Origin of the sequence: Candidatus Magnetaquicoccus inordinatus, from assembly GCF_004217665.1 — a bacterium.
Lineage (GTDB): Bacteria > Pseudomonadota > Magnetococcia > Magnetococcales > Magnetaquicoccaceae > Magnetaquicoccus > Magnetaquicoccus inordinatus.
Genome location: NZ_RXIU01000117.1, coordinates 1 through 11,754, shown reverse-complemented (window position 1 = coordinate 11,754; position 11,754 = coordinate 1). Strand labels below are relative to the sequence as shown.

Sequence of the window (11,754 nt, the reverse complement as noted above, 5' to 3'; positions counted from 1 at the left end):
GGGAGGGCTCCTCCCTGGCCGGGTCCAGGGATGGAATCCCTGGGATTTTGTTTTTTAATCTTTTGCCTTTGGCGCGCCTTTCACAACAAGCCGACGCGCTTTTTGCGTCGGCGCGGCGCGCCTAATGGAAGCAAGCTGTGCGGATTGGCGCGCCTTTTTGCGCCAATCCGCACAGCATCCCCATGGGGGTAGAGCTGGCGAGCCAGCACCAACCTGAATAGTTACCTTTAGCCTTTGGCGCGTTTTTCACACTAAGCCGACGCGCCTAATGGAAGCAAGCTGTGCGGATTGGCGCGCATTTTTGCGCCAATTCGTACAGCATCCCCATGGGGGTAGAGCTGGCGAGCCAGCACAAACCTGAATAGTTACCCAGAATCTTTTTGGTGGTGGAGAGCAATGGATAAAAACGGACAGGCGTTGCAGATAGGTGTGATGAGTGGGACGCACTCCTCGTGGAAAGGGGATGCTCTGGTCATTGGTGTCTATGAAGGGGGAGAGCCGCAGCCTGCCTTGATCCATTGTGGCAAAAAGGTGGAGAGCGAGGTGCGCAAACGCCTGGCTGAGGGGTGGCTGCGTGGTGCATTGGGTGAGTCGGTACTGTTGGTGCCACCCGCTGGCAGCGGTTTGGCGGCCTCCCGACTGCTTTTGCTGGGCATGGGCAAGAAGGAGTCTCTGAATACAGAAAGTTTTCGCACTCTGGGGGGGCATTTGACCCAGTTGTGTCACAAAATGCGTATCGCGGAGTGTACCACTCTGCTCTCTTTGGATAGTCATCATAAAGCCAAAAACAAGCGGCAACAGATACCGGTGGCCGAGGCTCTGGCAGAAGGTGCCTGGATGGGCAATTATCGCTTTGAGAGCTATAAAAGCAAGGAGAGCAAAAAAGAGGAGCGGGAGGAGTATCCGTTCAAGCAGTTGTATTTGCTGGTGGCAGGAGAGCGCCTGGCGGCAGAAAAGAGACGCTTGACCGAGGTGGAGGCCATTGCCCGTGGTGTGGTTTTGGCGCGTGATTTGGCCAATCAACCGGGAAATGTGCTCAACCCGGAGGGGTTGGCAGAGCAGGCGCGACAGTTGGCGGGACGTTTTCCGGCGATCAAGACCACGGTATACAGTGAGCGGATGCTGGCCCGCAAAGGGATGCAGGGGATTTTGGCGGTTGGCAGCGGCAGTCAATCGCCGCCCCGCCTGATTACCATGGAGTATCGCAAGGGTGGCGATCGGCCCCTGTTGGCGGTGGTGGGCAAAGGGATTACCTTTGATTCAGGAGGAATTTCGCTCAAACCTGGCGAGGGGATGGGCGAGATGAAGTTTGATATGTGTGGCGGGGCAGCGGTATTTGGCCTGCTGCAGGCGGTGGCGGAGTTGTCATTGCCGATCAATCTGCTGGGTGTGGTGCCGGCAGCAGAGAACATGCCTTCGGGAACGGCACAGCGTCCTGGTGATGTGATCCGCATGGCCAAAGGGGTCACCGTTGAGGTGTTGAATACCGATGCCGAGGGGCGGTTGATTTTGGCTGATGCCTTGTACCATGCCAGCAGTTTCAAACCGGCGGTGATCATCGATTTGGCCACTTTGACCGGAGCCTGTGCGGTTGCTTTGGGGGCGCATGCCAGTGGTTTGATGGGCAATGATAATTCGCTGTTGCGGCAGTTGGAGAAGGCTGGCGAGGCATCGGGAGATCGCCTCTGGCGCCTGCCGATGTATAGCGAATATCAGGAGCAGATCAAATCAACTGTTGCCGACATCAAAAATATTGGTGGACGTTTGGCAGGAGCGATTACTGCGGGCTGTTTTCTGTCGCGATTTGTGGAAGAGAAGCAGGCTTGGGCCCATATTGATATTGCCGGTACCGCCTATGATATGAACAGCAGTCGGCCCCATTTTCCCAAGGGTGCAGCAGGGGTGGGGGTGCGTTTGTTGAGTCGATTTATCCAATCGCACTGGCTGTAGGCGATGGCGCGCACCCATCACGATGCGCCGGTGGTGCGTTTTTATCAACTGGCCAACATGCCGCTGCAGGCGGCCTTGCTGACCATTCTCAGCAAGGCGTGGCAGCGTGGTATGCGCATCTGTCTGTTGGCCGGGGATGCACAACAGGCGCAATATTTGGATGAGATGTTATGGTCGATGCCTCCGCCACAACAATTTTTAGCGCATGGTTTATGGAGTGGGGCAGAAGCAGCTCGGCAACCGATCTTGATCTCTCTGGAAGCAGAGGATTTGAATCAGGCAACGCTGTTGATCATGGCGGCGCCACGGATAGTGGAGAATCCCGCTCGTTTTGATATGGTAATTGATTTTGTAGCAGGATCCGATGCGCAAGCAGTACGAGCCAGTCGAGAACGCTATCGACATTATCGGCAATTGGGCTGTCGCATGGAATATTGGCTGCAGGGGGAGTATGGGGAGTGGCAACGGCAGGATACGGGTGTCAAGGAAGAGCTTAAATAGCTATTGAAAAAATTTTTGCTCAGACTATACTCGATGCAATGAACTTTTTGCTGGGGTGAGAGTCATTTAACGGGTGAAGGAGAGCAGTAATGAAAATCAAGTCGGTATTGTTTGGGGCAGCATTTTTGGCAGTGGGTTTAACGGGAACGGCTTACGCTAATTGTGTGCTGCATTATGAACGGATTGCCTGCGCTGGCAAAGAGGCGGAAGCGTTCAAAAAGTGTGATGGCAAGGCAGCTTGTGACAAAGCAGTGAAGGAGGCGGCGAGCAAGGAGGCATGTGCAGCAGCGGCATTGAAAGCCTGTGACAATGATCGGTTGGATATTACCAAATACAAGAAGATGACCGCCGATTTTGAGGGCAAGCCGTTGGTAGGTGGTTTCAATGCAGTAGGCAAGGCAGACAGTTCTGGCACAAATTTTTGTGCTGCGGATCGTCCCGATATGAACAAGTGTCAATGATTCTTCTAAGAGCTGTTTGCTGAGCGCGAGAGGTAGACATGTGCATTGAATATCGCTAGAGAGCAGGTTTTTAGCGATGACAAGTGGTACAAAATGTTTTGAACTTCGTCCAGTAAATTGATAAGAGGAAAGCAGACTATGAAAAAAACCCTGAGTGTGTTGGCAGTTGCGGCGTTTTTGGGGGGTGCTGCCCTGTTTTCGGCTGATACGGCATCCGCATGGTGGGGAGGTCCGGGTTGGGGTGGACCCTATAATAATGGCTGGAACAATAACAACTGGAACAATTGGGGCAACAACTGGGGCAACAATCTGTTTGGCAATGGCAATGGTCGTGCGCGGGGCAATTTCAGCTTTGGCATGAGTGGTGATGCCGATGGTGGTGGTTGGGGCAACAACAATTGGAACAACTGGAATGGTTGGAACAACGGTTGGAACAATGGTTGGTATCCCGGCTATGGTTATGGACCGGGTTGGGGTTATGGTCCGGGCTGGGGTGGACCGGGTTGGGGTTATGGTCCGGGTTGGGGTCATCCCTGGCAAGCACCAGGCGCCACAACAAGCAAAGAAGAGTCCAAAGACAAATAATTGTCGCGGAGCGTAGCAGAAGAGGGGACGGGAGACCGTCCCCTTTTTTATGGCTCTGTTCTGCAGATCAAGCGGAGCAACTGTAGGAAAATATATTATATTTATTGTAGAAAACTGCTGAAGTGCTTCCTATTATCTTTTCCATCTGATTACATTACACTTGTGGCAATCGATATTTCACTATTTTGTGTCAGGAGAATTGCCCATGTTGGAACAAGCGGAACAACCGGTATACCGGGAGGTGGCGACGACGGCGGATGGTCGTGATATTACAAGAAGTTATTGGTCAGCATTGGATCTATTGCAGCCGCAGGATTCGGTATTGCGCGACAAGGGGGGGGGATTATGAGCTGTATGAGGAGGTGTTGCGCGACGATCAGGTTGCTTCAACCTTTCAGCAGCGGCGGATGGCGGTGACCTCGGCGGAGTGGGGGGTGACGCCTGGGGGGAGTGATCGGCAGAGTGTGCGGGCAGCCGAGCAATTGCATACTATCTTAAAGCGGATTGGCTGGGACAATATCACGGAAAAGATGTTGTATGGGGTATTTTATGGCTATGCGGTAGCGGAGTGCTTGTGGGAGAGGGAGGGTTCGGAGATTACTCTGGCAGGGATCAAGGTGCGCAAGCAGCGCCGCTTTGCTTTTGATGGGCAGGGGAGATTGCGTTTGTTGCTGCAGGGGGAGAGGCAAGGGGAGTTGGTGCCGGAGCGCAAGTTTTGGCATTTTTGCACAGGTGCCGATCATGATGATGAGCCCTATGGTTTGGGATTGGCACATTGGCTCTATTGGCCGGTCTATTTCAAGCGTAATGGGATCAAGTTATGGTTGATTTTTATGGATAAATTTGGCATGCCGACAGCGAAAGGGGTCTATCCGGTCAATGCCACGGAGGAGGAGAAGCGTCGTTTGTTGGCGGCGTTGCAGGCGATTCAGAATGATTCAGGGATCATTGTCCCGGAGGGGATGCAGATTGAGTTGATCGAGGCTTCACGTGGAGGGCAGGTCCATTATGAGTCATTTATTGACCGGATGAATGCAGCCATTGCCAAGGTGGTGTTGTCGCAGACGATGACGACCGATGCGGCGGGAGGGTTGTATCGTTCAGAGGTGCAGAAGGCGGTGCGCAACGAGGTGGTACGGGCGGATGCCGATTTGATTTGTGATACCTTCAATCGCAGTGTGGCGCGTTGGTTGTGCGAGTGGAACTATCCAGGAGCGCGTCTGCCTCGGGTATGGCGGCAGATTCGCGAGGAGTCGGATTTGCGTCCGCAGGCGGAGCGGGACAAGATCATTCAGGCAATGGGTTTTCGTCCCAGTTTGGAATATATTCGCCGTACCTATGGGGAGGGTTGGGAGGGGGTGGATTCCGCAACAGCGAGTATACAATAGCAGCCAGCAAACCAGGAGAGAGGCTCCTCTCTCCTGGTGCTGATGGGCTTAAGAGAAAGCTGTCGCTCTTGCTATTCTGCTGGAAGCCAACCCGCCAACTCCTCTCTGGTGATTTGCTGCAAAGCGGATAACCAGATGGGAGCATCGTTCAAGCAGGTCACACGCTGAAAATATTCTCCTCCAGCGTATAAAAAGCTGTCACGACCGCGCATGCCGATCTCTTCCAAAGTCTCCAGACAATCGCTGACAAACCCCGGACAGATTACCAGGAGTCGTTGCACCCCTTCGGCGGGCAGCTCCTGCAAGCGTTGATCGGTGGCCGGCAGCAACCAGGGCTCGCGGCCAAAACGCGATTGATAGGTCAGTTGCCACTGTTCAGGGGGCAACGCAAGCCGTTCTGCAAGGGCCTGGGCTGTGGCCTGGCACTGTTGGGCATAGGGGTCTCCCTGATCGACATGACGTTGCGGCAGTCCGTGAAAAGAGAACAATACCCGGTCAAACTGTTTTGGATCGGCCTGGTCGCGAATATGGCGGCTCCAGGCATCGAGGAAAGCGGAATGCGAAAAAAATGGTTGCGCAAAGCGCAGGACCGGAATACAACGGCTGCTGGCATAGGCGGCCTGCACGGCATCGAGGATGGTGGCGTTGGTGGCAGCAGAAAATTGGGGAAAGAGGGGAAAGATCAACAGACGTTGCACACCCGCTTTTTGCATGGCCTGCAGCAGCACCGGTAAAGAGGGGTTGCCGTAGCGCATGGCAAACTGGACGTTGATGGCGGCCGCTTGCAGCTCTTGCGCCATCGCTTCCGTCTGTTGTCGGGTATAGAACAAAAGTGGAGAGAGACCATCCTGGCGCCAGATCTGTTGATAAAGCTCTGCGGAATGACGGGGCCGGGTGCGCAAGATCTGGCCATGCAGCAGTGGTAACCAAAACCAGCGTGGCAGATCAACCACTCGTCGGTCCGCAAGAAATTCCGCCAAATATCGGCGTACTGCTGCTGGCGATGGGTCGTCGGGCGTACCCAATTGAACGAACAATACACCCGTATCGGGAGTGGATGAAGAAGACATGGAGCATTTTCCCAGGATATTTATTGGTGCGACTCGCAAAAGTTCCGGCAAAACCATGGTTTCCATTGGTTTGCTGGCGGCCTTGACGGAGCGTGGTCTCCATGTACAGCCGTTCAAAAAGGGGCCGGATTATATTGATCCACGTTGGCTATCCATGGCCGCAGGCCGGGATTGTCACAATTTGGATTTTCATATCATGGGCCGAGAACGCATTTTGAGCAACTTTTTTCGCTATGCGGGCGGGGCCGATCTCTCGTTGATCGAGGGCAATATGGGTCTGTTTGATGGCCAGGATATGCAGGGTTCCGATTGTGGGGCGGCATTGGCGGCATTGTTGGCAGCACCAATTGTTTTGGTCGTGGATTGTCTGGGAATGGCGCGCGGTATTGTACCTTTGATTATGGGACACTTGGCCTTTCCGGGAGGAGAACGGATTGCTGGCTTGATTTTGAATAATGTGGGGACGGCGCGGCAGGAGGGAAAAATTGTCCAGGCACTGCAGCACTATTGTCCGGTACCGATCCTGGGTGTTTTGCCACGCGACACTGCGGTTGGAATAGAGGAGCGCCATTTGGGATTGGAACCGGCTGGAGAGCGTGAAGGGGTGGCCGAGAGGATTCAAGCCATCAGCCGTTTAGTGGCCAGTCGGGTGGATTTGCCGGCGATTATGCAGTTGGCGCGGCAGGCAGAGCCTTTGTCCCCGGTGACGCCAGCCCCTTCGCTGCCAGCTCCGAGAGCTGCCCCGTTACAAGTCGCCTATGTGACCGATCAGGCTTTTCATTTTTATTATCCAGAAAATTTGCAGGCTCTGCGGGAGAGAGGGATCGAGTTGTTGCCCTTTTCGCTGCTGCAAGGAGAGTCGTTGCCGGATGTGGCGGGTTTATATATAGGCGGTGGTTTTCCAGAGATGTTTATGGATGCTCTCTCGGCCAATCAGCATCTGTTTACCCGGTTGCGACAGCAGATTGCCGATGGTTTGCCGGTCTATGCAGAGTGCGGCGGTTTGATGGTGTTGGCAGAGCAACTGCACTGGGAGGGGCAATCGGCAGCGCTGGTGGGAGGGTTGCCGATTGAGATCCGCATGGGCAAGCGACCGCAAGGATATGGCTATATGGTGGTGGAGGGAGCGCAAAAGGGGTTGTGGCCGGCTTTCGGGCAACGGATAGCCTGTCATGAATTTCACTATTCCGGTGTTTCCCGCTGTGGCGAGGGGGTGGAGTTTGCCTATCGGGTGGTCCGTGGCCATGGTATTGATGGTGAGCGGGATGGTTTGCTGTATCGCAATATTTTTGCCTCATATGCGCATATACATACCGATGGTGCCCCGGGATGGGCCGACTTTTTGCGCCGATTCTGGCAGCGGTAAGAAAGACCGTTTTTTTACTTGCCAGAATATTAGTAAGTCATGATATACTGCCCGCCGTTTTTGATTCATTGCGGTGACCGGTCCGCCAGGACGGTATGCCGATCTCTTTGGTTGCCCTGGATTCTGAACAGCCTGTTTGAGGCAAGAGAAAAAGGGGCTTGGTGCGCATGGAGGATGGCGACGTATGAAAATTGCGGTTTGCATCTACGAAGGACCATACAATCATGAGGCCTCCGATAGTGCCTATAATTTCATCAAGGCGGCTATCGACAGAGGACATGAAATTCAGGGCATTTTTTTCTACCATGACGGGGTATACAACGTCACCAAACTCATGGAACCACCGCAGGATGATCGGCATATTGCCAATCGTTGGTCGGAATTGGGTGCACAGGGTATAGACATTGTGGTGTGCATTGCAGCGGCCAAACGGCGTGGCATTGTCGATGAGGTACTGGTACCCAATGTGCGCATTTCCGGCTTGGGACAATTGACCATGATGGCCATTCAGGCCGATCGTATGGTTGTGTTCGGCGACTGAGAGAAGGAGTAGCAGCCAATGGCCGAAGAGGTTAAGAAGATCATGTTCACCGTGCGTAAACCACCGCATGGTTCGATTTATGTGTACGAAGGGTTGGAAGTGAAGTTGATCATGGCGGCCTATGATGCCGATATTTCCGTCGTCTTTATGGATGATGGGGTGTTTGCCGTCAAGCGTGGCCAGGATACCAAAGAGTTGGGGATCAAAGGTTTTGAAGCCACTTATGGCGCTCTGGTCGATTATGAGATCCAGAAGGTCTTTGTGGATCGTCACTCCATGGAGAGCCGTGGCATGACGGAAGAGGATCTGGTGATCATCGGTGAGGATGAAGATACCGAGGAGCCGATCAAGCCGCAGGTTGTGGATGCGCAAGAGATTGCGGCCATGATGGCGGAACAACACAATATCCTCAGCTTCTAGACTTCAGGAGAGGATTTAGCATGCTTCATACTGTCAATAAATCGCCCTTTCAGAACACCACACTCTCTGATTGCTGCCGCTATGTGCAATCCGGGGATGTGCTTCTGCTATTGGAAGATGGTGTATTTGCGGCACAGGCCGGTACCTCGCAGAGTGCTCTGTTGGAAGAGGTAATGCAGCAGGTGACGGTTTACGCTCTGAGTGCTGATTTGAAAGCACGGGCCATCAAGGAGTTGGTGGCAGGGGTCAAGGTGACCGATTATGCGGGTTTTGTAGAGCTGATAGAACAGCACAAGGTTCATTCCTGGCTGTAGCACGCTCATAACTTCGGATCCTCTTGCAGCCAGGGAGATTTCGTACCGTGTTGCGACTCTCAACATTAATACGGTTTGTGCTTACGATTTTGTTGCTTGCCAGCGGATTGCTGTGGTTGAATCCTGTCGAGTTGATGGCTCATGAGGGAGGAGGGGGCCATTCCGGTCCGTTACAACTGGAGCTGCCAAAGGGCAAGGAGTGCGTCAAGTCCACGGAGTGGATGCGTCGCAATCACATGGATTTTTTGAAGCACAATCGTGATCAGGCGGTACGGGAAGGGATACGAGTAAAATCCGACAGTCTGAAAAATTGCACCACCTGCCATACAAGTCGGGAGAAATTTTGTGATCGGTGCCACACCTATACGGGTGTTGCTCCCAACTGTTTTGAGTGTCATCACTATCCCAAATGAGCTCCGCGAAGGGTTCAGGGGGGAGAAGCAAGTGGCATAACGCAGCAGCTAAACTGAGGAATGATGCCATGACCATGGCCACATTGGAAAGAAGAGCGGTGTTGGGTTTGGGAGGGGCGCTGGCGGCAGGGGTCACGCTTGCACCGGGCATGACCTTATTGGCAGCTCCTGCCGAGCGCACGGAGGCTTCGGCTGGGCGTCGTTGGGCGATGTTGATCGACACAAACAAATGCACGCCCAACTGCACATCCTGTTTGAGTGCCTGTCGCAAAGAGAACAATGTTCCCTTATTTGGAGAGGCGTCGCGTGATATTCACTGGATCCGCAAGGTAGAGATACGCGACAAGGAGCAGCGGCGACCGACGGTTAATTTACCGGTGTTGTGCAACCATTGTGAAAATCCTCCTTGTGTGCATGTCTGCCCGACGGAAGCCTCTTTTGTGCGCAAGGATGGGATTGTGTTGGTGGATGAGCATCGTTGCATTGGCTGTCGTTATTGTATGATTGCCTGTCCCTACAAGGCGCGTTCGTTGGTATATCATGAGACCAAACGCGGTCCAGAGAGCAATCCTGAAGTACCGATTCGCAGCAAGGGTGTGGTAGAGAAGTGTACGTTTTGTGTCCATCGTCTGGACAATGGGCAGATGCCAGCCTGTGTGGAGGCATGTCAAGGGGAAGGAAAGGGAGCCATGTTGTTTGGAGACTTGAACGATCCCCGTTCCGAGATTGCCAAGCGGTTACATACGGTAGCCACCAAGACCATTCGGGCCGATCTGGGGTTGAAACCCCGTGTTTACTATCAGGGATTGTAAAAGGGGGAGAGCGCCATGATTGATGAGTTTGCAGCCATTAAGGGAGATTCCCAGGGCTATTGGAAGCTGCTGCTGGGCATGGGTGCGTTGTTGATGCTGGGTGGTTTGGCCTTTATTTATATTGAGGTCAATGGTCATGGGGTGACCGGCATGAACAATACGGTGGTATGGGGCTTGCCGCATATATTTGCCATTTCGTTATTGGTCATGGCCTCTGGGTCGTTAAATCTTGGTTCCATGTCAACCATTTTTGCGGTCAAACATTTCAAGCAATTTGGCCGTTTTTCCGCCTTTTTGGCCATTGTGATGTTGGCGGGAGGTTTGGCGGTTTTGGTGTTGGATTTGGGACGACCGGATCGCATGTTGCTGGTGATGATGCACATGAACTTCCGGTCCATGTTTACCTGGAATGTTTTCCTGTATTCTGGTTTTACGGTGCTCTGTTTTCTTTATTTGTGGAGCATGTTTCAATATCCGCAGTTTACCAAGGTGGCTGGATCGGCGGCATTTGCTTGGCGTTTTGTGTTGACCACAGGCACTGGTTCCATTTTTGGGGTCATTCATGCGCGTGAGGTGTTTCATTCGGCGATTACGGCACCGACCTTTGTAGCGATTTCGTTGACCTCTGGTACGGCCTTGAGCATTTTGTTGTTGTTGACTACCTTTCGTTTGACCGAGCGGGAGTTGGATCTGCGTTTGCTGCATGCGTTGCGCAATGCTTTGATCTTTTTCCTGTTGTTGGTGCTGTATCTGTTGATTGTGGAGAAGTTTACCAAATTTTATTCGCCGGCTTTTTATGATGTGGAGAGCTGGATTCTCACGGGTTCGTATGCTTGGTTGTATTGGGGTGGGGTTGTCTTGCTGGGTGTAGTGGGTCCGTTGTTGATCTTGTTCAACTCGCATTGGGGCAATCAGATTGGTGGGATTGCGCTTGCGTCGGTGATGGTGGTTGTAGGTTTGTTTTGTTTTGTTGGTTTTGTATTAATTGCCGGCCAAGCCTATCCGATGAACATGTTTCCTGGCTATGAGATGTCGAGTGTATTTCAGGATGGGATGGAGGGGAGTTATACGCCGACATTGTGGGAGTTGATGTTGGGATTAGGTGGTGTTGGGGTAAGTGGTGTGTTGTATTTGTTGGGAATTCGCTTTTTCCGTTTGTTGCCCAAGAAGGCGACAGCGCCGCAGGGATGGGATGTGGCTTGGCATCCGTAGAAATCTGCCGTTGCCGATCGATCTCTCTTCCATTCAGTTGTACAAGCAAACAATCACACAAAAGAAAAAGCAAATAGGTGCCCAGGGGCGATTATCGCCCCTGGCAGGTGCAGAGTGGTGTCCTGCATGTAGGCGGCGTTGCAGCGGAAGTGCGACGGTCCAGTGTTTGCGCACGCCGCAATCTGTCATACAGGTTATTCACCGTCAGGGTAATCGCATTTGAAAAAAAATATATTACGGAGGTCCAGGAGGGGATTATCCCCTCCTGGCAGGTGCAGGACGGAGTCCTGCATGTAGCGGCGTTTCACAAAAGCGAATGCGTAGCATTCGCGCACGCCGCGACAATCTGTGCCCCGCAGGGGCACTCTTTGGGAGGGCGGATGCCCGACACGCACAGTTTCGCTTGTGGCAACGGTGTGAAAATTTTCAAATACGATTGCCCAACCTTCCTGGCTGGGTCCAGGGATGGAATCTCTGGGGTTTTGCTTTTGATTTTGGTAACTATTCAGGCTCGTGCTGGTTTGCCAGCTCTACCCGGTTTGCGATGACTCGCCAGCTCTACCCCCATGGGGATGCTGTGCGGATTGGCGCAAAAATGCGCGCCAATCCGTACAGCTTGCTTCCATTAGGCGCGCTGCGCCGACGCAAAAAGCGCGTCGGCTTGTTGTGAAAGGCGCGCCAAAGGCAAAAGATTAAAAGATTAAAAACAAAATCCCAGGGA

Annotated in this window: 14 protein-coding genes; 13 read left to right on the top strand and 1 reads right to left on the bottom strand. The window is 53.1% G+C overall.

Going from position 1 to position 11,754, the window contains the following annotated elements; translation table 11 throughout:
• Positions 1–396 precede the first annotated feature (396 nt).
• From EJP87_RS09730 to EJP87_RS09710, 6 genes are all read left to right on the top strand, one after another.
• Positions 397–1,950, top strand: a complete 1,554-nt coding sequence (locus EJP87_RS09730; protein WP_130471675.1) for a leucyl aminopeptidase — start codon at positions 397–399, stop codon at positions 1,948–1,950.
• A 3-nt stretch (positions 1,951–1,953) separates the two neighbouring features.
• The gene (locus EJP87_RS09725; RefSeq protein WP_130471674.1) at positions 1,954–2,451 is read left to right on the top strand and encodes a DNA polymerase III subunit chi; all 498 of its coding nucleotides are present in this window, start codon (positions 1,954–1,956) and stop codon (positions 2,449–2,451) included.
• Positions 2,452–2,540: 89 nt separating this feature from the next.
• Positions 2,541–2,912, top strand: coding sequence for a hypothetical protein (locus EJP87_RS09720; RefSeq protein WP_130471673.1), 372 nt, complete (start codon positions 2,541–2,543; stop codon positions 2,910–2,912).
• 138 nt (positions 2,913–3,050) lie between these two features.
• On the top strand, positions 3,051–3,497 hold the full coding sequence (locus tag EJP87_RS09715; RefSeq protein WP_130471672.1) for a hypothetical protein: 447 nt from the start codon (positions 3,051–3,053) through the stop codon (positions 3,495–3,497).
• Positions 3,498–3,702: 205 nt separating this feature from the next.
• Positions 3,703–3,846, top strand: coding sequence for a hypothetical protein (locus EJP87_RS17805; protein WP_193771273.1), 144 nt, complete (start codon positions 3,703–3,705; stop codon positions 3,844–3,846).
• A gap of 16 nt (positions 3,847–3,862) precedes the next feature.
• A complete protein-coding gene (locus EJP87_RS09710; RefSeq protein ID WP_193771272.1) occupies positions 3,863–4,885 on the top strand; it encodes a DUF935 domain-containing protein in 1,023 nt (340 codons plus the stop codon).
• Between the two features lie 71 nt (positions 4,886–4,956).
• Here the strand turns inward: EJP87_RS09710 and hemH are convergent, their stop codons facing one another.
• On the bottom strand, positions 4,957–5,955 hold the full coding sequence (hemH, locus tag EJP87_RS09705; protein ID WP_130471670.1) for a ferrochelatase: 999 nt from the start codon (positions 5,953–5,955) through the stop codon (positions 4,957–4,959).
• Between hemH and EJP87_RS09700 the strand changes: the two genes are divergently transcribed.
• From EJP87_RS09700 to nrfD, 7 genes are all read left to right on the top strand, one after another.
• Positions 5,954–7,321, top strand: a complete 1,368-nt coding sequence (locus tag EJP87_RS09700; RefSeq protein WP_130471669.1) for a cobyrinic acid a,c-diamide synthase CobB — start codon at positions 5,954–5,956, stop codon at positions 7,319–7,321. The two genes, hemH and EJP87_RS09700, sit on opposite strands and share 2 nt — an antisense overlap.
• 184 nt (positions 7,322–7,505) lie before the next feature.
• The gene (gene tusD / locus EJP87_RS09695; protein WP_130471668.1) at positions 7,506–7,862 is read left to right on the top strand and encodes a sulfurtransferase complex subunit TusD; all 357 of its coding nucleotides are present in this window, start codon (positions 7,506–7,508) and stop codon (positions 7,860–7,862) included.
• 18 nt (positions 7,863–7,880) lie between these two features.
• Entirely contained in the window at positions 7,881–8,282 is a 402-nt protein-coding gene (locus tag EJP87_RS09690; protein WP_130471667.1) for a DsrE family protein, read from the top strand.
• 20 nt (positions 8,283–8,302) lie between these two features.
• Positions 8,303–8,596 (top strand): sulfurtransferase complex subunit TusB, encoded by a 294-nt coding sequence (gene tusB / locus EJP87_RS09685; RefSeq protein ID WP_130471666.1) that lies wholly within the window; start codon positions 8,303–8,305, stop codon positions 8,594–8,596.
• Positions 8,597–8,643: 47 nt separating this feature from the next.
• Positions 8,644–9,009: a hypothetical protein gene (locus EJP87_RS09680; RefSeq protein WP_130471665.1), complete on the top strand. Its 366-nt coding sequence runs from the start codon at positions 8,644–8,646 to the stop codon at positions 9,007–9,009.
• A 68-nt stretch (positions 9,010–9,077) separates the two neighbouring features.
• Positions 9,078–9,821 carry a sulfate reduction electron transfer complex DsrMKJOP subunit DsrO gene (dsrO, locus tag EJP87_RS09675; RefSeq protein ID WP_193771271.1) on the top strand — a complete coding sequence of 248 codons (744 nt, stop codon included), beginning with the start codon at positions 9,078–9,080 and terminating at the stop codon, positions 9,819–9,821.
• A 15-nt stretch (positions 9,822–9,836) separates the two neighbouring features.
• The gene (nrfD, locus tag EJP87_RS09670; protein WP_130471664.1) at positions 9,837–11,033 is read left to right on the top strand and encodes an NrfD/PsrC family molybdoenzyme membrane anchor subunit; all 1,197 of its coding nucleotides are present in this window, start codon (positions 9,837–9,839) and stop codon (positions 11,031–11,033) included.
• The last annotated feature ends 721 nt before the right edge of the window (positions 11,034–11,754 follow it).